This window comes from Natrinema caseinilyticum, from assembly GCF_024227435.1.
Lineage (GTDB): Archaea > Halobacteriota > Halobacteria > Halobacteriales > Natrialbaceae > Natrinema > Natrinema caseinilyticum.
Map to the genome: position 1 here is coordinate 365786 of NZ_CP100446.1, position 19599 is coordinate 385384.

At 63.5% G+C, this 19599-nt stretch carries 19 protein-coding genes and 1 pseudogene; 9 read left to right on the top strand and 11 right to left on the bottom strand.

Features of this window, described 5'->3' with window-relative positions; translation table 11 throughout:
• Positions 1 to 211: 211 nt before the first annotated feature.
• Together NJT13_RS21105 and NJT13_RS21110 are read left to right on the top strand one after the other, a co-directional pair.
• Complete coding sequence (locus NJT13_RS21105; RefSeq protein ID WP_254525507.1) at positions 212 to 943, top strand: ZIP family metal transporter; 732 nt, start codon at positions 212 to 214, stop codon at positions 941 to 943.
• 380 nt (positions 944 to 1323) lie between these two features.
• Positions 1324 to 2211 carry a type II CAAX endopeptidase family protein gene (locus tag NJT13_RS21110; RefSeq protein WP_254525508.1) on the top strand — a complete coding sequence of 296 codons (888 nt, stop codon included), beginning with the start codon at positions 1324 to 1326 and terminating at the stop codon, positions 2209 to 2211.
• Positions 2212 to 2484: 273 nt separating this feature from the next.
• Here NJT13_RS21110 and NJT13_RS21115 read toward each other — a convergent pair whose 3' ends face one another.
• From NJT13_RS21115 to NJT13_RS21150, 8 genes and pseudogenes are all read right to left on the bottom strand, one after another.
• Positions 2485 to 2904, bottom strand: a complete 420-nt coding sequence (locus NJT13_RS21115) for a universal stress protein (RefSeq protein WP_254525509.1) — start codon at positions 2902 to 2904, stop codon at positions 2485 to 2487.
• A gap of 151 nt (positions 2905 to 3055) precedes the next feature.
• Positions 3056 to 4792, bottom strand: coding sequence for an adenosylcobalamin-dependent ribonucleoside-diphosphate reductase (locus NJT13_RS21120; RefSeq protein ID WP_254525510.1), 1737 nt, complete (start codon positions 4790 to 4792; stop codon positions 3056 to 3058).
• Between the two features lie 99 nt (positions 4793 to 4891).
• Positions 4892 to 6544: a class III poly(R)-hydroxyalkanoic acid synthase subunit PhaC gene (gene phaC / locus NJT13_RS21125; protein ID WP_254525511.1), complete on the bottom strand. Its 1653-nt coding sequence runs from the start codon at positions 6542 to 6544 to the stop codon at positions 4892 to 4894.
• Between the two features lie 79 nt (positions 6545 to 6623).
• Positions 6624 to 7508: a universal stress protein gene (locus NJT13_RS21130; protein ID WP_254525512.1), complete on the bottom strand. Its 885-nt coding sequence runs from the start codon at positions 7506 to 7508 to the stop codon at positions 6624 to 6626.
• A 191-nt stretch (positions 7509 to 7699) separates the two neighbouring features.
• Positions 7700 to 8362: an Ntn hydrolase family protein gene (locus NJT13_RS21135; RefSeq protein WP_254525513.1), complete on the bottom strand. Its 663-nt coding sequence runs from the start codon at positions 8360 to 8362 to the stop codon at positions 7700 to 7702.
• A gap of 192 nt (positions 8363 to 8554) precedes the next feature.
• Positions 8555 to 8785 (bottom strand): annotated as a pseudogene (locus tag NJT13_RS21140) (hypothetical protein); the annotation flags it as partial.
• A gap of 100 nt (positions 8786 to 8885) precedes the next feature.
• Complete coding sequence (locus tag NJT13_RS21145; protein ID WP_254525514.1) at positions 8886 to 9575, bottom strand: haloacid dehalogenase type II; 690 nt, start codon at positions 9573 to 9575, stop codon at positions 8886 to 8888.
• 418 nt (positions 9576 to 9993) lie between these two features.
• A complete protein-coding gene (locus NJT13_RS21150) occupies positions 9994 to 10368 on the bottom strand; it encodes a winged helix-turn-helix transcriptional regulator (protein WP_254525515.1) in 375 nt (124 codons plus the stop codon).
• 217 nt (positions 10369 to 10585) lie between these two features.
• Between NJT13_RS21150 and NJT13_RS21155 the strand changes: the two genes are divergently transcribed.
• Positions 10586 to 11617, top strand: coding sequence for an NAD(P)/FAD-dependent oxidoreductase (locus NJT13_RS21155; RefSeq protein WP_254525516.1), 1032 nt, complete (start codon positions 10586 to 10588; stop codon positions 11615 to 11617).
• A 339-nt stretch (positions 11618 to 11956) separates the two neighbouring features.
• Positions 11957 to 12436 (top strand): alpha/beta fold hydrolase, encoded by a 480-nt coding sequence (locus NJT13_RS21160; protein WP_254525517.1) that lies wholly within the window; start codon positions 11957 to 11959, stop codon positions 12434 to 12436.
• 142 nt (positions 12437 to 12578) lie between these two features.
• On the opposite strand, the gene NJT13_RS21165 is transcribed toward NJT13_RS21160, so the two are convergent.
• The 3 genes from NJT13_RS21165 to NJT13_RS21175 form a co-directional block, all read right to left on the bottom strand.
• Complete coding sequence (locus NJT13_RS21165; protein WP_254525518.1) at positions 12579 to 12842, bottom strand: MarR family transcriptional regulator; 264 nt, start codon at positions 12840 to 12842, stop codon at positions 12579 to 12581.
• A gap of 273 nt (positions 12843 to 13115) precedes the next feature.
• Positions 13116 to 14129 (bottom strand): DHH family phosphoesterase, encoded by a 1014-nt coding sequence (locus NJT13_RS21170; protein WP_254525519.1) that lies wholly within the window; start codon positions 14127 to 14129, stop codon positions 13116 to 13118.
• Positions 14130 to 14367: 238 nt separating this feature from the next.
• Positions 14368 to 14850 (bottom strand): hypothetical protein, encoded by a 483-nt coding sequence (locus NJT13_RS21175; protein ID WP_254525520.1) that lies wholly within the window; start codon positions 14848 to 14850, stop codon positions 14368 to 14370.
• Positions 14851 to 15034: 184 nt separating this feature from the next.
• Between NJT13_RS21175 and NJT13_RS21180 the strand changes: the two genes are divergently transcribed.
• From NJT13_RS21180 to NJT13_RS21200, 5 genes are all read left to right on the top strand, one after another.
• Positions 15035 to 15895 carry a YncE family protein gene (locus tag NJT13_RS21180; protein ID WP_340681199.1) on the top strand — a complete coding sequence of 287 codons (861 nt, stop codon included), beginning with the start codon at positions 15035 to 15037 and terminating at the stop codon, positions 15893 to 15895.
• A complete protein-coding gene (locus NJT13_RS21185) occupies positions 15883 to 16236 on the top strand; it encodes a hypothetical protein (RefSeq protein ID WP_254525521.1) in 354 nt (117 codons plus the stop codon). Before NJT13_RS21180 ends, NJT13_RS21185 begins: the two co-directional genes overlap by 13 nt.
• Positions 16237 to 17279: 1043 nt before the next feature.
• Positions 17280 to 17423, top strand: coding sequence for a rubrerythrin-like domain-containing protein (locus tag NJT13_RS21190; RefSeq protein WP_254525522.1), 144 nt, complete (start codon positions 17280 to 17282; stop codon positions 17421 to 17423).
• A 223-nt stretch (positions 17424 to 17646) separates the two neighbouring features.
• Positions 17647 to 18873, top strand: coding sequence for a molybdopterin molybdotransferase MoeA (locus NJT13_RS21195; protein WP_254525523.1), 1227 nt, complete (start codon positions 17647 to 17649; stop codon positions 18871 to 18873).
• The gene (locus tag NJT13_RS21200) at positions 18870 to 19532 is read left to right on the top strand and encodes a nucleotidyltransferase family protein (RefSeq protein WP_254525524.1); all 663 of its coding nucleotides are present in this window, start codon (positions 18870 to 18872) and stop codon (positions 19530 to 19532) included. The genes NJT13_RS21195 and NJT13_RS21200 overlap by 4 nt, the downstream gene beginning before the upstream one ends.
• The last annotated feature ends 67 nt before the right edge of the window (positions 19533 to 19599 follow it).

Consider the following 19599-nt stretch of genomic DNA (forward strand, 5'->3'; position numbering starts at 1 on the left):
CGACGACCGTCGCAGGTGAGCGACGGCGGTCTCGAGCGGTCCCCGCTCGTCCGCCTGCCACCACAGGTTCGGCGACGTGACGAAGCTTTAACCATTTTTCCGGCGGTAGGTCCCGGTATGAAACGTCGGGATCGTTCCGAAGTAAAGCGGGGAGTCGTCTCCGTTCTTCTGTCACGCCCGATTGAACGGCTCGCATGAGCGGGGAACGGTGATGGGTGCGATTTCATCGGAGTTCTACTGGATCGCGGCGTTCGCGGTCGTCGCAGCGCTCGTAAACGGCGCGGGGATCGCCACGATGTTCCGACATCGGGAGTGGGCGGAACGACACATCACGTACTTCATGTGTTTTGCGGCGGGGGTACTCCTCTCGACACCGTTGCTCCTGGCGCTTCCCAGCGCGACCGCGAAGAGCCCGAACGCGGGACTCAGCGCGCTGGCCGGGTTTCTGTTCATGTTCTTTTCCAACAAGGTACTCACATACCGCACGAAACAGGAGTCCCTCGCGTTCGGGGTGACGGCAGCCGAGGGCATCGGGATCCACTCGCTGGTCGATGGGGTCGTCTACACCGTCACGTTCAGCGTCTCCCTCGTGACCGGAGTGTTGGCCGGAACCGGGTTGATCGTTCACGAATTCGCCGAGGGGGTCATCACGTATCTCGTGTTGTTGAAGGGGGACGTGACGGAACGGAGGGCGGCCGTATACGCGTTTTTCGTCGCCGCGCTGACGACACCGTTTGGCGCCTTCGTCGCCTATCCGCTGGTGAGCAGGGTGGGCCGGTCCCGACTGGGTCTCATGCTGGGGTTCGTCTCGGGGGTCCTGCTCTACGTCTCCGCATCTCACTTGCTCCCGGAGGCGAGTTCACACGAGAAGAAACACTCGACCGTGGCTTTCGTCGCCGGCGTGTGCCTGGCGCTTTTCGTCGTCTTCTCGCGGACGATGTAGCTCCGTGGCGCCGTTGAAATGCTCGGCTGTCACGGAATTTATAAGCAGTGGGTCTGGCTGTAGCCACTCCTCAACTCCCGGATACACCGCCCGAATACGCCGGTTCGCCGAGTAGGCGTTCCAGCCAGTTCGACGATCTGTCCCACAGTATTCTTCGACCGACCCGAACCGATGCTATTCCTGCCCCAGCACACCGTCCTGTCTCGAAGTCCGGAATAACGCGACCTACCGCGCCCTCCTCGAGGAACGGATCGGGATATCTCGCATCCGGAGCGCCATCGGTCTCGCCGAAACAGGGATCACCTCGAGACTCGTCTCGGTTCTCGACCGTCAAGAACCCTCCAGCGGATATATCTCGTAACCCACCGTCTATAACTAGTATGACTGGGATCGATCTACAGGTAGGGGCGGAAAAGAGACTTGGACAGACCGCCGACATCGTCGGAAGTTGGTGGTTGTACCTCGCCGTTGCAGTCGGGGGAACGTGGGTATTCTGGCTCGCAGCGATCGTCTTCGGCGTGCGTTTCGACAGCGCAGCGGGCCTCGTGTTGCTTCTCGTCGGTCTTGCCATCCCCGGCGTGTCAGGGATCATGTTCGTATACCTTGTCTACGGCAAACGGGGTCGGACTGACTTCTGGAATCGCGTCATCGACCCTCGGCGTTTCGGAATCCGCTGGCTACTCGTGATTCTGCTGATACCCTTGGGTGTCAGCGTTTTCGCCGGCGTTATTGACGTACTCCTCGGTGGAACGGGGCCAGCGTGGGGTGAAGGGGTGACCCGGTTCGGCGTTACTCCCCTCGCGATACTCCCGACGTTATTCTTCGCGACCCTGCCGCCGATCCTCGAAGAGCTAGGGTGGCGTGGATACGCATTAGACCGACTGCAACTGAAGTGGTCGGCGCTGAGTGCGAGCGTAATTTTGGGCGTCGTCTGGGCGCTCTGGCATCTGCCCCTGTTCTTCATAGAGGGGTCGTTCCAACACGATGCGGTCGGATTTGCGACCACGGGATTTTGGCTGTTCATGGCCGGGATCGTCGCTCAGTCGGTCGTTTTCACGTGGGTCTATAACAGCACAGGACGCACCGTCCTTGGCATCATATTATTACACGGGTGGGTGAATTTCACCGCAGAAATCGTTTTGGTGCTGGACACTATCTATTACCTCCTCTGGTTCGTGGTCGCCGGGGCTATCGTCGCAATCTGGGGCGGAACGTCGATGACCGACGCCGCTGAAGCACCTCACCCACCCCGCTCTTCGAACCGATAGGCCCGTCTCCTCCGCTTCCCGCTTTGCGTCTCAAAGCCCGTAGTCGGGGAACCTACCGCCCCGATCGGAGAGATACTGGTCGATACGACGCCGTGAGTGCCGAGACGGTATCCTGGCTTCAGGGTCAAACCGCCGCAATCGATGCGCACCCCGACTCACGGGAGTTTCGCATCGGTCTCTGTCAGACGAGTTAGATCCCCACGGAACCGGTTCCGTGATCGTGGCCGGATGATCCGATGGCCGGCCGAGATCCCGCGTCGTCGCTTCTCGCTGCTACGCCTCGACTTTCACGACGTCGACTTCGCGGTCGCTTCGGTCGGCGACCCGCTTTCTGATACCGGAAAAGTGGTCCAGATGGTCGCCGTGCTCGCCGACGACGATCACGTCCGCGTCGACGTCGTCGGCGTACTCGAGGATCACGTCGTGGGGAACGCCGTGCAGTGTCTTCCCCACGACGGGAACGCCACGCTCCGCTGCCTCGTTCTCCACGTCGGTGACGCACACGGCGGCGTGATCCTCGGCGTAGACGGTCGCCAGTGCCGCCGAACTGAGCGCGAGACCGTCGAACTTCTGTTCGTCTACCACGCAAATGACGTGCAGGGTCGTTTCCCGCCGTTCCGCGAGTTCGATCGCGCGCTCGGCCGCCGAGCGCGCGTACTCGCTTCCGTCGGTCGCTAACAGGATCGGTCCCATGGGGAAACAGTCGACGCACCCCCCCGAATAGCTTTCATGCTGGCCGACGCGGTGACCGGCGTTCGCTGTGGCTCTCGGTGCGACCGGACGCGGTCCGCGGATCCGTTTTTGAACACACCGCCGTCGTCCGTCGCGCCCCGGAGTCTCGACGCTATTCCACTCGAGGACCGGCGTACTCACATTCGCCGACGCACTCCTCTTTGAGCGGGCTTTCGCCCAGGACCTGTTCGGGTCTGGCCCCGCTTCTGAAGACGGTGACGCCCTTCAGGTCGTACTCGCGAGCGGTCAGGAACACGTCCTCGACGTCGTCGACGGTCGCCGATCGGGGCAGGTTGACCGTCTTGCTCACGGCGTTGTCGACGTGGTCCTGAAACGCGGCCTGGATTCGCAGGTGGTGGGCGGGTGGAACGTCGTGGGAGGTGTGAAAGAGGCGTTTCACCCCGTCCGGAATCTCCTCGACGTCCTGGACGGTCGTCCTGCCGTGTAAGTCCTCCACGAGCGCCTCCGAGTAGAATCCGCCGTCCGTCGCGAGGTCGACGAACCGGTCGTTGACGATCTCCAACCCGCCCATGACGTGTTTCGTGTACGCGACGTTGTATATCGGTTCGATGCTGGCGGAACAGCCGGCGATCATCGAAATCGTCCCGGTGGGCGCGATGCTCGTGGTCGTGGCGTTTCGCATCGGCTCCTCGAGCGTGGAGTCCGCCCAGGCCGGGAACGGTTCGCGCTCGTCCGCGAGTCGACGGGAGGCCGCCCGCGACTCGTCCTGGATGAATTCCATGAGTTCGGACGCGAACTCGACGGCTTCGTCGGAGACGTACGGGATCCGGAGATCGACGAGCATGTCGTGAAAGCCCATGACGCCGAGCCCCACTTTGCGAGTTTCGGCGACCGCTTCGCCGATGGCTGCGACCGGGAACGCGGACAGTTCGATCGCGTTGTCGAGGGCGCGGACGGCGAGATGGACCGTGTCGCGGAGGCTCTCCCAGTCGACGGTGGAACCGTCGGTGTGTTCGCCGAGATTGATCGAACCGAGCAGACACGCTTCGTGGGGCAGCAGCGGGACTTCGCCACACGGATTCGTCGCTTCGATCCGGCCGAGGTGGGGCGTCGGATTCCCCCGATTGATGGTGTCGAGAAAGAGCACGCCAGGATCACCGGTCCGCCACGCCATTTCGGCGATCCGGCCGAGGAGTTTCGCCGGGTCCGCTCGACGGACGACCTCGTCCGATCGCGGGTTGACGATCTCGTAGGCCGTGTCGGCCTCGTAGGCCTCCCAGAACGCTCCGTCCGTCGCCACGGAGAGGTTGAAATTGCGGAACGCGTCAGTCGATTCTTTCGCAGCGACGAACTCTTCGATGTCCGGATGCGTCGCGTCGAGGACGCCCATGTTCGCTCCCCGTCGACGCCCGCCCTGTTTGATCTGTTCGGTAGCGGTATCGAAAATGCGCATGAAACTCACGGGTCCCGACGCCACGCCGCCCGTTTTTCGGACGACGTCTCCCGCGGGTCGCAGGTTCGAGAACGAGAACCCTGTACCGCCGCCGCTCTGATGGATGAGCGCAGTCTGCTTGACGGCGGTGAAGATCGACTCCACGGAGTCCTCGATCGGCAGGACGAAACACGCGGCGAGTTGCTGGAGATCCGTTCCGGCGTTCATCAACGTCGGCGAGTTCGGAAGGAACTCGAACTCGCTCATCGCCTCGTACAACCGCTTCTGGGTCGATTCGACGTCGCCCCCGAAGTCCGCCTCGGCCGCTGCGAGGTTCGTCGCGACGCGCTGAAAGAGTTCGTCTGGTGTCTCGACGACCGCCCCGTCGTCGTCCTGACGCAGGTACCGCCGGCGGAGGACGGTCTCTGCGACGGTATCGAGGCTGAGAGATCCCATGCGATTTCCTGCTTCCCGTATCGAAATAACGATGTCCACCGTCAGTTCAGCGTGACTGTCCGTTCGCGCTCGTCCACCGCGGTGTCCGAACGGATGGGCTCAGTCGTCCCTGTGGGGGTCGTCGACGTCGACCAGGCGCTGCGCGCGATCGATCCACGACCGGGCGAGCCGTTCGCTCGTCTGCGCTGCCGCCGCAACTCGAGCGGCGTCGGCGACGGCGAGCTCCGAGACGGAATCGATCCCGCCCGAACGGAGCCGTTCGGCGTACGTCGGTCCGATTCCCTCGACGTCGTCCAGTTCGTACGACGCGGCGACGTCGATCTCTTCGATCGCTTCCTGGATCTCCTCTCGAGTGGCCTCGCCGACGTTCTCGACGATCGCCGTCACCTCCTCGTCCGCCGTCTCGACGGTGACGGCGATCCCTTCCGACCCGGCCTCGAGTTCGAGCGAGATATCGAGTTCGTCTTCGAGGAACGTCTCGATAGCCGTCGCATCGTAGCTGATCACGGCGGACGTGCGCTCGCCCTGTGTATCCGCGATGGCGATCTGGATCTCGTCTACCTCGCCGACCGTCGCGTCGGTTTCGACGTCCACGTCGAGCGCGCGCTCGACTCCCTCGGCGATGACGTCGGCGAGTGCGGGTCGCTCGGACTGGTCGAGGAACCACTCGGCGACTTCCGGCCAGACGTCGCGGTGAGCACGAGCGGACATCGCGAGTCCGACGTGACCGGTCGGATACTCGATGGTCGTCACGTCGTCACTGCCGACGACGTCGTTGAACGGCTTGCTCGCCGCCGGCGGGACGAGATGGTCGTACTCCCCGAGGATCTGCAGCATCGGCATATCGATGTTCGTGACGTCGACGCGCGTTCCGTCGAGGGTCAGCTCGTTTCGGTACAGGAGATTATCCTGATAGATGTCCTCGAGAAACTCGACGTACGCCTCGCCGGCGACGTCTACGCTCTCGGAGAGCCACGTCTCCATGCGGGCGAAGTTTCTGCGGAAGTCCTCGTTCTCGAGTCGGTCGTACAGATGGACGTACTTCGTGACGTAGTTGGCCACGGGGTCCATCAGGGCGAACCCGACGTCGAGGAACTCCCCGGGAACGTTCCCGAATCGATCCGTTACCGTGCGCGGATCGTAGTACTCCTCATCGCCCCATACCTCGAGGACGCCGCCGGTGTCATCGAAGTACAGTCCCGTGGCCATCAATGCGAGCGCGTTCACCGTTTCCGGATGGATGGCGGCGTACATGGCCGATAACGTCCCTCCCATACAGTATCCGAGGACGTTGATGGCGTCCCGATCGGACCGCTCTCGGACTTCGTCGACGCAGTTGGCGATGTATCGCTCGACGTAGTCGGAGAGGCCGAGACGTCGATCGAGTCGAGACGGGTCGTTCCAGTCGATGAGATAGACGTCGTGTCCGGCTTCTAGCAACCGCCGGACGATCGATCGATCCGGCTGGAGATCGAGAACGGACGGTCGGTTTATCAGCGCGTAGACGACGAGAATCGGGACGTCGTGTTGCCGTTCGGTGAGCGACTCGTACCGACGTAACTCGAGTTTGTTCTCCGTGTACACGACTTCGTCGGGCGTCTGACCGACGTCGACCGACGCGGCGTCCGTCAGCTGGTCGTCCGCGATAGAGGCCTTGTGGACCGCCTCGGCGGCCGTCTCGAGCACGGTCCGATAACCCGTCAGGGCCGGCTCGAGAGGCGGACGGATCGGCTTTCGTTCGTCACCCGGCATCGTGATCTCGTGGTTCGAGCATGGTCGTTCTCGCGTGCGATGGGACTCGGACGGACTGGTCCATCGTCCGTTCGACGGCTTACTCCTCCGGCGATGGCGCTTCCGATCGCTCTTTGATCGAGATCACGGGAATCTCGGCGAGGCGGACCACCCGCTCGGTGGTGCTCCCCAGGAGGTATCGGTCCCAGCCGGTTCGCCCGTGGGTTCCCATGACGAGACAGTCCACGTCACGGTCGTCGGCGTAGGCGACGATATCGCGGTGGGGCGACCCGGTCAGGACCGACGCTTCGACGGTCGAGACGTCGGCTTCGTCGGCGCGGTCGACGACCCGATCGATCGCGCGCGTCCCCGCCTTCTCGAGCGCCTCGCGGGCCGTTCCGACGTCGTCGGACCAGAGGATTCCGCTATCGACGACGTTGACGATGTGTAGGGCCGCCCCGGTGGTCTCCGCCAGTTCGATGGCGTGGTCGGCGGCCGCCATCGCGCAGTCGCTCCCGTCGGTCGGCACCAGCACCGAGTCGAAGGCCGACTCGACGACCGTGTCCTCGTGGACGGTCACGACCGGGACGGGAGATTCGCGCAGCGTTCGTTCCGCGACGCTCCCGATGACGAACCGATCGAGACCCGTTCGCCCGTAGGTTCCCATCACGATGCAATCCGCGTCGTGCTCGTCGGCGTACGCGATGAGCGACCGATGAACCGGTTGGTCCTGCTCGAGTATCGCACCCGACGCGTCGACGCCGGCGTCGGCCGCCAGTTCCGTGGCCCGCTCCGTCGCCTCTTCGCCGCGATGAGCGAATTCGTCCGCCGCCTCGTCCTCGTAGCCAGGGTGGAGATCGCCCGTCTCGAGGACGTGAACCACGTGTAAATCAGCGTCGAACAGCTTCGCAAATGTGATGGCCGCCTCGGTCGCGGCGCGTGCGACGTCGCTTCCGTCGGTGGGGTGGAGGATACGATCGTACATCTCGCCTCACGTTCGAATAGTACCCGGAGCGGCCTTATACTAGGGGGCACGAGGATGGCGATCGAGGTGACACGAATCGTCAGCACCGGAACCGCCTGCAACGGGACCGTCGTTCACCGCGCGGACGAGGAGGGGAGGACGGTCCGAGGACGACTCGGCCGCGACCCGGGTCGAAACCTCCCGACTCGCCCTCACAGGAGCTCGTCGACCGAGTCGTGTCGCTCGATGTCCACGCCGTCGGCCGTAATTTCGGCGACCTGGACACCTTCACCGGTCCACCCGTCACGCTCCGAGGCGCCCTCGACTGCACGACCCGCGATTCGACGCGCCTCGACCATCGAGGGCGACTCGGGCGCTTCGGCATCGATGCTGCCGTAGACGCTCCCTCGCCCGCTCCCGACCGCCGCGTACTCGTCCTCGAGGACGCCCCCGTCGCGTTCGAGGGTGAAGACGTGCGGGCCCTCGTGGTCGACGCACCCGAGAACGAACGGGCCAGCCGGCGCTGAGCGGGAGCGCAGTTTCGCGGCGACGGCCCCGGTGAGGGCCGTCGCGTCCATCGGTTCGCCGCGTCTCTTCTCGTACAGGTCGACCGCGGACCGGATCGTTCGGAGGACCGATCGTGCACCACCGAGATCGTCGGTCGATCCCATCGCGGCGGTCGGGTGTATCCGGGCGATCTTCCGGACGCCCTCGCTGCACACGACGGAATCGCGTCTCGTCCGCGTGTCCGAGACGAGTACCACGCCGTCGATCGTCCGCACGCCCACGAGCGTTCCGCCCGATCCGGTTCCATCGCCATCGGTCAGGGGGACCGGTTCGGCGGGTCGACGGGTGCTCGTTCGAAAGCGGTCCATGTGTCGATCGATACGGGTGGTACGTTCGCTCCGACGGTAAAACCGTCACCTCGCTCGCGACGGGATCGACGGCCTCCGAGCGAACCACGGGAGTCCGTCGACGACTCCGCAGGCCCGATCGCTCCCGCGCGTTCGAGCGGAGCGCTCGGGTCGAACCGGGGTCATCTCACGAGTCCCCGCTCTCCGTTTCCGTTGCGGAGTCCGCACCCACGCTTTGACGAGTTCGTTCACGTTGTAGAAGATGATCCCGACGGTGAGCAGCGTCGTGGCGAGAGAGACGATGAAGCCGGGTGGGCCGCCGACCGTGGCACCGACGATACCACCGGTGGTGCCGACGACCGTGAGTTCGATCCACGTCACCAGTATCCGAGACGCGAGTCGGGGCTCCGACGGGACGTCCGGCCTCGAGACTGGCCGATCGTCCCGACCGTCGGTGCCGACCGCCCGTCGCCGTTCGAGTGATGCTGTTGTGGATACACCGAGTGTCGACCCGGCCGCACCCTCAGGGAGTGCGACCTTCGCCTCACTCTAACAGGGCGTCGACGAAGGCGGTGAGATCCGCGACGACGATACTCGGTTCCGCACCGAACGCCTCCCACGGATCCCCGGCTCGATTGACCCACGCGGACTGCATTCCCGCGTTCATGGCACCGAGAACGTCGGTCCAGCCCGCGGTGACGTGACACAGTCCGTCGATCGGCGTCCCAGTTCGCGCCGCTGCGTGTCGGTAAAGTTCGACGGCCGGCTTGTACGTCCGTACCTCGTCGGCGCTGATCGTATCCTCGACGAGATCTTCGATACCGACCCGTTCGAGCAGCGACGCGAGCATCTCGGGATCGCCGTTCGAAAGGATCCAGCAGTCGTAGCCGGCTGAAACGAGCCGCTCGAAGCTATCGCGGACGTCCTCGTACGGCTCCGGGTCGTGATACACCGAGAGAATCTCCTCGAGTTGCCGGCTCGTGACATCGACGCCGTGGACCTCGAGTGCGTACTCGAGCGCCGCGCGATTGAAATCGTAGAACGGCCGATATCCGCCGACGTCGTTACTCACTTTGGCATACTCCAGTGATCGTCGGCGCCAGAGGCGCGCGACCGACCGCGGCTCGTCAGTTACCGGTGCCAGCGCCGCGTCGAACGTCTCCGGAGTGACGTCGACGAGCGTGCTGTACGAATCGAACGTCACTGTCGTGACCCGCTCTGGCGAGAAGGACATACCGTCTTCTCTCCGGGAACGAGCATATACCTACGGGCTCTCCCCCGTGACTGCGACGTCCTGCGATTCCTATAATATGAGTTATATTTGGCGCTACTATCGGGAAAACAACAGAAATCCATCGGTACCGACACGAGGGGGTGCTCGGATCGATCGTGACACTCACTCGAGAGCGGAAACATCACTTTCGAGCCACGAGGGGGATACCCGCTCAGACGGAATAGGAGACCACGACTGGAAATACAATAATTTGCAGATACATATAATGAAGATGACTGGAACCGAACGGTCGTCCTCGAATAGACGTCGCTCCATCGGACGCCAATCCGCCCACGTGCTACCTATCGGACGCCAATCCGCCCACGTTTCGACCCACTGGACGATCGGTATCGACCCCGCACCGGCCATCTCGACGTTCCTACGCGATCGAGTTCGCTTCGTCCGATGGTGCCGTCAGGTATTCTCTGCCCCATTCGGCCATCTCCTGGATAACCGGCTCGAGTGATTCGCCCAGTTCGGTCAGCGAGTACTCGACCCGGACCGGTTTCTCGTTGACGATCTCCCTGTCGACCAACCGCTTCTCCTCGAGGTCCTCGAGTACGTCGGAGAGAACCTTACTCGAGATCCCACCGACTTCCGTTTTGAGCGCGTTGAACCCGAGCGGGCCGTTCGCGAGCAGTCGGTGGAGGATCACGGTGTGCCACTTCTTTCCGATCAACGTGGCGGTTGACGTGATCGGACACCAGTCTTCGCCAGCACACCACACTTCCAGTTGTTGTGACGTCTCGGTCATACCGAAAGGGACAGGACAGCGCTACAAATAGTTACCTGTTGTAACCACGTTACACATGGTTGGTAGCTTTCACATTACGAGTACCGCGTTCTCGCCGCCGGTCGGTCACGCGGTGTCGATGAGAAATACGGCACTTACCGAGCGGTAACCCGGTAACGCTCCGATTGGCCAACGTTTATACCTAACGACGAGTAACCGCATTACACAACGTTACTTTATGACATCATCCCTCGATTTCGAAGACGAATCCCGCTACGAGGTAGCCGTCGTCGGCGGCGGACCGGCCGGTCTGACGACCGCTCTTTACACGACGCGACTCGGCCACGAAACCGCGGTTTTCGATCGCGGCGGCGGTCGGGCCGCGATGATGCAAGAGACGCACAACGTCATCGGCGTCCCCGAATCCGTCTCCGGCAACGAGTTTCTCGAGACGGCCGTCGATCAGATTCGCTCGTACGGCGCGGACTACCGCCAGGAGTTCGTGACCGCAATCGAGCGCCGCGACGGTTCGTTCGAGCTCGAAACGGTGGACGGAACGGCTCTCGCCGATCGCGTGGTGCTCGCGGCCGGCTTTTCGGACGGGCGTCCCGACCCGCCGCTACCCCGAACGGGACGGGGGCTGCACTACTGTCTCCACTGTGATGCGTACATGTTCGTCGACGAACCGGTCTACGTGATGGGCCACGGCGAGAGCGCGGCCCACGTCGGGATGATCATGCTCAACTACACCGACGACGTGGATCTCTTGCTTCGAGGCGACGAGCCGACGTGGAGCGACGAGACGGCGACGATGCTCGACAACCATCCCGTCGACATCGTTCACGACGACGTGACCGGTGTCCGGAACGGCGAGGACGGCTGGCTCGAGGCGCTGGAATTCGAAGACGGAACCGTTCGCGAGTACAGGGGCGGGTTCGCGATGTACGGTTCCGAGTACAACAACGGCCTGGCGGAGTCACTCGGGGCGGACCTCACGGCCGACGGCACGGTCGACGTCGACGATCACGGGCGGACCTCCGTCGACGGGCTGTTCGCGGTCGGCGATCTGGTGCCCGGCCACAACCAGGTCCCGGTCGCCATGGGTCAGGGAGCGAAAGCGGGGATCGCGATTCACAAGGACCTCCGCGAATTCCCGAAGTCCGTCGCGGAACTCGAGGCCGACGGCGCCGTGTCCGTAAGCGACGTTCCCGCGATCGCAGACGGTCTTCGAAGTCGGGCGAACGAGCACTCGTCGGCGGAAGGCGACTGAGCGATTCGCGCCCATCTTCTCTCCCGTCCCGGTGTCGAGTTCCCTCGTCGGATGTGGGTAGCTCGCCCGGTCGGTTTATCAGTTTATTACTAATAGCGCCGAGGGAATAGCGTCGACTATGGAGTCACCGGAACCGAGTCGTCGAACCCTCGTCCTCGGCGTGTCGTCACAGGCTATCGGGATCGTCGCTACCGGCTGTCTCGGCACGTCCGATGAATCGGACCCGGGGGGACGAACGGGACCGATGGCGACGGCGGGGAGTCGTCAGTTTCCGTCGACGGACTCGCGTTCGGCAGCGACGATGCGTCGTGTGGTATCGTCTTCGTCCCGCAGATCAACATGGACCGAGCGAGTTGGACGGACCAGGCCGAGGCGCTCACGGGGAGCGACCGGTTCGGGCTCGCGATCGATCCCGACGACGATCGTCCGACGGCGATCCGCGAGGCGGTGGCGCAACTCCGAACGACCGTCGGCGTCGACCACGTCGTCCTGGTCGGAGCGAGCATCGGTGGCGAAGCGGCGGTCGTCGCTGCCGCAGAAGCCGGCGACGACGTCGACGGGCTGGTCGCGATTTCCCCCGGCGGCGGCACAGACCGCGGGTCCGAGATCCGAGCACGGTCGCTGTTCGTCGTGGCGGAGAACGACGACGAACGGTTCGTCGAAACGACCAGACGGCTCCACGAGAACGCACCCGATCCGAGCCGACTCGAGGTGCTGTCGGGTGACGAACACGGCCAGCGATTGTTCGAGACGGCTCGCGGCGACGATCTCGAGGGCTGGATCGACGACGTGATCGAAACCGCGTGTCGCGAGGCCTAGTGGGCGGTGCTACCGCAGCGATCCGGAGAGGACCTTCGCAGCCACGAGCACCGGGTCCCACGTCGAATTGAACGGCGGTGCGTACGCGAGGTCGTAGGTTTCCAGATCGAAGACGGTTGCTCCCCGTTTTCGCTCGGTGCTATCACTTCGTGGCGCCTACCATCTCGTCGGCCGCCACCGATTCCGGAATCGAATAGAGCGTTTTTCTCGCATCGCGGAACGAAACGCGTTCGTGGAGTATATCGGCGTCACGGAGGTTGCCGAGTGCGTACCGGACGGTCCGCTTGGCCAGGAAGGATTCGTCCGCGATCTGGCTCTGCGTCATCGTGCCGTTTTCCTCGAGTACTTTGAAGACGAGTTTCGCGCTGGGTGAGAGGTCGTAAAGGCGGTCTTTGGTATGGCTCATGTATTCCCCCTGGTTCGGACGGGTGGTATCCGTATACCGGTGCTGCATCGCATGGACACGACCGCCGCTTCGACCGGCCCCTATTTAAATAATATGCGTATATATCGCGCCTGATCGAACGGTGCGTCTCGGGCTGATCGCCGCCATCACGCCCGTGCGGCCGCGAATTCGTCCCGCTCGGGCAGGTCGTCGACGAACGGCGGTCGGCCGGCGGCGTGCCCCGCGGCGGCCGTATTCGAACGGTGCCGGTGGTCGAAATCTGCGCGTGTCGGATCACGCGGAGTTCTGGTCGAAATTCAACGCGTCGAAAAACCGACGAGCGATGTCGTCGAACAGCGTTTCGAGGAGGGAATCGTCGTCCGCGATACTGTCCGCAAATATGCCGAGTCGGAGCCGACCGCCGGCCATGTCTTGATGACCGCCGGCGCTTCCGACGTCGTCGAACGCTCGCTTCAGAACGTCACCGACGTTAATTCGAGGATCGATCGACCGAGCACTTATTCGGACGGTATCGTCGACGACGCCCTCGACGAGCACCGTGTCGACGCCCTCGAGATTCAAGAGGTAGTCGGCCGCTTGCGGTAGTGCGTCGGTCTCCGTCGTTCGTCCGACGGTGGTAACGAGGCTCGACCCCTGGACCCGCCGTCGCGCGATGGCTTCGCTGATCGCGTCGATAGTCGCTGGTGTGTACGCCGAGCCGTAGAGTTGGTCGAGCGTCTCGTTGTCGGCGTACGGGCAAACGAACGAGGCCGCGTGATACTCCCTGCGGGTCGGATGCCGAACGTAATCCAGCCGTTCGCGATGTAAGGCAAAGAGGAGCGCGGATGCCAGTCGCGACGAGGGTTCGATGTCGAGTTCGGCGAGATACTCGATCATGATCGTCGCCGTTGCGCCGTAGTCCGGTCGGCTATCGACGAACTCCGCGAGAGACTGGTCGGTGACCTCGTGATGGTCGATGATGATCTCGATGCGCGAATCGGGTGTGCGCGGGAGCGACGGGTCGATTTCCGCGTGGTCTACGAGTGCCAACGACTGATAGTTGGTAATCGACGTATCCGTGGACGGATGGCGGATCGATACGTCTAGCAAATTTACGAACGCTCGGTTCTGTTGGTGAGAGATCTCACCGCAGTAGAATAATTGCACGTCGTCCACGCCTGATTCGGCCCCGATTCGCTCGAGCGCGAGCGCACTCGCGATACAGTCCGGATCCGGGTTCGGGTGGCAAACAATCGCGAGCGAGTCACACGCCTCGAATCGCTCTCGTAACTGGTTTGTTTCGTTCATCGGTAGCACCGCCACCCGATATCCGGCCGCGGCGCCTCCATCCGATATCCGGTGCCGGCGCTTTCACCTGATATCCGGTACCGACGGGACGTGCTGTCACCGCTCCGGGTCGGTCGACAGCAGTTTTCAGGGTGCGAACGAGCATATAATTACCGCCTACGGGTGCGTGATGCTGCTCTCACAGTGGACCGGTCCCGAACCCGTTCGCACTTCGTCGAAGCCGTTTTCCGCGAGCAAATCAGTGGACGGACTCTTCGATGCGGGTGTAGTACTCCGCTTTCGACCAGTCGCCCTCGAGAAACGAGTCGGCCCATTCCGGTTCGATGAAGACCATGAATTCTACCGCTCCGTCGGCGTTCTGGGCGGTCGGCATCGCTTTGTGATCGAACCCTCGATCGGCGACGTCGGCGTAGGCGCTCCCGAGAATCACGACGTCCGCTTCCAGCCCGATGCTATCCGTGTATTCGGGAACGAACATCCCTGGCAACTCCCAGCCGGTGACCGTGAGGTCGGTGTCGATGGTTTCGACCATCTCCGCGGCGAGTTCTCTGTCCCGCTCGCTTACATCGCTTCCACCGCCCGCGTCGTCCGTTCCGTTTCCGTCCTCGGGCGTCCCGGTTACACAGCCCGCGAGGGTTCCGAGTCCGGCGACGGTGGCGGCAGTTAGCACGGATCGTCTCGAGACGGAGCGGGCTCTCTCGGAAGCTGTCAGATCTGACATGGATTCGTTCCTCGATCGGCGTCCGTGTCCAATTCGGTGTGGCTCCGTAAAATAGGTATCTGGTCACGCGTCGCGGCCGTACGATCGTCGGACGGGTCGCTTCCTCGATCGTCCGATCGTGATCGTGTGCGGCCGATGCACTGACGCGGTTCGTTATTTACGGTCGCCCGACCAAGGGGCGACTGTGACGCATCACGGAGCGGAGGGGGCGGAAAACGAGTCCGGACGGATTCGAACGAATCCGGACCCGACCGATCCCTTCCGGAACGGGATCGATCGGCGGCGGGTACTGCAGTCGTCGGCGGCGATCGGAGCGACCGCCATCCTGTCGGGGTGTCTGTCGGACAGCGACGGAGGGCGGGCGCCGACGGTGTACGTCTTCAACACCGGTGATCGGACGCTGAGCATCATCGACGCCGCGACTGACGAACTGGTCGAGACCGTTCACATCGGAACGACCGCATCGTTCCCGGCCAATCAGTACGGCACCGGCGTCGATTCGGAGTACGAGACGCTCTGGCTCAACGTGTCCGGCGGCGTCAAAGCGCTCGATCAACACACGCTCGAGGAGGTCGCGGCGATCGAAACCGGTTTCGGACCGAACTATCCCAACGTGACTCCGGACGGAGCCCACTTGCTCGTCGCTGCCGGTGGAACGACGTCCCTGGAGCCCGATCCGGTCGATCCCGACGATCACCGCCTCGTTCGCATCGACGCCGATCGCGAGAGCGAGACGTTCGGCGAAGTCACCGGAGAGATCGCGGTCGGCTACAGCGAGCCGTGCGATATGACGCTCACACCCGACGGGGAATACGGCTTCGTCGCGGACATCACGAACGAGACGGTGACCGTCCTTCGCGTCGATCCGTTCGAAATCGCCGCCCGGATCGACGTCGGCGGCAGCGCGATCGCGGGCGCGTGGGGTCCCGCGCGGGGAAAACGCTCGGACCGAGTGCTGATACCTACGCGATCACCGCTCGAGACGCCGGCGACATCACGGGCGGGCTCAATACGGCGGACGCCGTACTCGAGATGGACGATGTAAAGGAGACGTTCGCCCGGTTCTTCAACCAGACGTTCAACAGGGGTCGACTCCAGCGTGTCGAACGCCCGCAGTCCCGCAACGAGGAGGCCCGGTACACGCTGGCCCGGTACACGCTTCCGTTACCGCCGGCGGCCGGCGGCGAACACGGTCAAGCGGCCGTCTACAACGCCGAAGTCGAGTACGACCCGCACGCCGACGAATGGGCCGTGACCGACGACCGCTTCGACACCGAGTGGTCGCTGTACCTCGCCAATCAAGACATCTGGATCGGACAGTGGGGCGGGGACTTCTACCAGGGCCGCGGTCGGCCCGGACGCTCCGATTCACCGCCGAGCGGGTGACGACACCAGTCGTCCGTCGCTCTGCAGTCCGCCAGTGACGAGGGGCCGTTCTCGAGCCGGGTCGAGTTCTCGTCTTGGCGTTCGCTCCGGGTCGCCGTCTCCCCATCGGGTCGGTCCCGGAAGACGAGCGACTGCACCGTCGTTCGCCGGTCCGGGATCGGAAACGGTTCCGCGTTCAAGGACACTCGGCAACAGTATAATATTGCTGCCATAAGACTGTATGAGGATGTATAGTAGTGGGAAAAATGTGAGATAAAGGGCCACGCGCACGACATTCGATCGGCGTCCGGAGAAGTGGCTACCGGGCACGAACTGTCGGTGGACCGTGAAGGACCGTCTGGAGGACCGCAGGGACGTTCGAATACTTCTTCCGACGGTGTCCTCCCCACAGAATCTCACACCGAGTCGTTTCCCGTGCTCGGTCGACAGCCGACGAATGCGACACCGTCACGAAATAGAACTGATCGAGATCGGCCACTCTCGGTCGAATACGAGAGCGCGTACCGTTCGTCACGCGTACACGGTCGACGTAGCAGCCCAATCGTAAAACGGGCCCACGTCCCATCGCAGCGAGACGGAAGACGGGAGAGGAGGGGCATTCTATATTGCATTATTAGCACAATAGTGGCGCAGGATCAAAATATCTGGTTCGAATCATATATGCCGGGTCCGGCTTTGACTATCCGGGGCGTACCCGTCCGCCGAACGAAACGCGGGACGTATTTCGCGATTCGGGAGGGATCCGGATCGCTGTCAGGCGTTCGTTTCGACGCCGTGTCGGACGACGGGTGCCCGCATCGAAGGCCGCTCGACGAGTTGCGCGGACCGCCGAACCGTCCCCGGCGATCGGTCGGTCGACGACCATCGACCGTGGAGATAGTCCTGGCCCCGATAATTACCCGTGACTGACAGGAACCGTTCGTTTTTGCGACGACGTGCTGTCATTTGCCACCGATTTGGGCCGGTGGCACTCCTCGTCGTGGACGTGCCAACGTGACAACTCGGCCGAGGTATTATACGGCTGTCCGTGCTGCTCTCCGCTGATGTTCGACGCTCAGGACGATCCCCGAACGGAGTCCACGTACGAGTGCTTGCAGTGCGGCGAAATAGTCCGGTCCGCGTCCCACCCCGGATACTGTCGGGAGTGCGGCGGAGACATTCAGAACCGGGCCAACTCACTCGAGTGAGACCCGATCGTATCGCACCGGTCACCGCGACGGGTGGCGGACGGCGGGACAGCGAATCGATCGACCGACCTCGCTGAACCGGATGGCTGTGGCACCTCGAGTTCTCCGGTACACGCCGGTATCCGCGGACGTCGTCGGCCGGGTGCGCGACCGACGCGCACCTGGCGGGTCGGTTCGTCGGTCGACGGACAACGTTTTAGTGACTATCAGAATAGGATGAGACATGGGAACTGATCACGAGGACCTCGTCTGGCGCGAAACCGTCCTGGGAGAGGTGCTGAGCGCCCGACGCGAATTCGTTTCGGCGGTCGGGACCGAAACGGTCCCTCTCGGTTCGATTTCCGGGCGGGTCCTGGCCGAATCGATCGTCGCCCAGCGAGACGTTCCGGAACACGATTTCGCGACCATGGACGGGTTCGCGTTCGACGCGACCGACTCGTATCCGCTGGCCGTCGTCGACGGCGAGGTCTTTCCGGAAGACGAGCCACCGTCGATCGGGTCGGGCGAAGCGATCCGCGTCGCGACGGGCGCACCGATTCCGGAGGCGGCGAACGCGGTGTTGAAACGGGAGGAGGCCACCGTCGCGGACGGACTGCTTCGCGGAACCGACATCGCCCCGGGGACGTACACGTACGAGCGCGGGAGCAACGTCAGCGAAGGCGACGTCCTCTTCGACGGCGGCGAACGCGTCTCGGCGAAAGACGCGATTCTTCTCGGGGATCTCGACAGGCCCAGCCTCGAGGTCGCCGATCGTTTCTCGACGGGGGTCCTCGCGACGGGAACGGAGATCCACGAGGGACGATCGCGCGACCTCGATTCACCGATGCTGGCCGGCCTCGTCCGCTCGTGGGGCCACGAGGCGACCTACGAGGGCACCGTCCCGGACGAGTACGATCGAATCGAGTCGGCGATCGATCGACTCGCGACGGACTACGACGTCGTCGTCACGACGGGCGGGACGAGCGTCGGGCACAAAGACCACGTCGTCCGGGCGATAGACGAACTCGGGACGGTACTGTTCCACCGGGTTCGAATCCGGCCGGGCAAACCCATCGCGTTCGCCAGACTTCCCGACCACGATGCGGTCGTGTTCGCTATCCCGGGGAAACCCATCGGCGCCCACACGGTCGCTACCCTCGTGATGCGCCCGTTCTTTACGGGCGAAACGGCGCTCCCGACGGTCACCGCGACCGTCGAACGAGCGGTCTCACTCGGCCCTGACGGTTTCGAATACGCGATTCCCGTGACGATCTCGAACGAGGACGGCGGTCGTCGGGCCATGCCGCTCGGCCATCGCGATTCGCCGCTTCGGGTCTACGACGACCGATTCGACCCGAGCGTGCTGTCCTCGAGTACCCGCGCGAGTCGAGCGGACGGGCTCGTGGTGACGCGGACGCCGCTCGAGGCCGGTGATGACGTCGAGGTCGTCCCGTATTCGGTGATCGAATGACGCGCGAGGATCTTCCCGTCGTCGACCCGTACCCGGTCGCCGATCTCGAACGAGAGGTGGCCGTCCACGGCGTCGTTCTGGCGGCGGGAACCAGCGATCGATACGGGTCGGCGAACAAACTCCTCGAATCCATCGATGGCGATCCGTTGATCTGCCGGGCGGTCGAAACGCTCGTCGATACGCCACTCGAAGCCGTCACGGTCGTCCTCGGACACGATGCCGACAGAATTCGATCGGCACTCCGTGCGTACGACGTCGACTATCGCTACAACGAATCCTACGAGTGCGGTCAGAGCACCTCCGTTCGAACCGGCGTTGCTGCGGCTCGCGACCGGGACGCGGACGCCGTTCTCTTCGCGCTCGGCGACATGCCGGCCGTCTCTCCGACCACGGTCGAGTTGCTGGTCGGCGCCTATCGGCGGGGCCGGGGTTCGGCACTTACCGCCGGGTACGACGGAACGCGGGGAAATCCGGTTCTGTTCGACGCGCAGCATTTCGACGCACTCGGTTCCGTGTCGGGTGATATCGGCGGACGGGACGTCCTCCGGGATGCGTCGGACGGAGCCATCGTCGAGACGGGCGATCCGGGTGTTCTTCGGGACATCGACCGACCGGGTGACCGAAAGCCCACGGAGAACGATCCCGATACGTCGGCGTAACGAGACGGTGGTCGGCCACGACGGGACCGTGATCGTGTCACGCCCGTTCAGCGTACCGAGGGAGCCG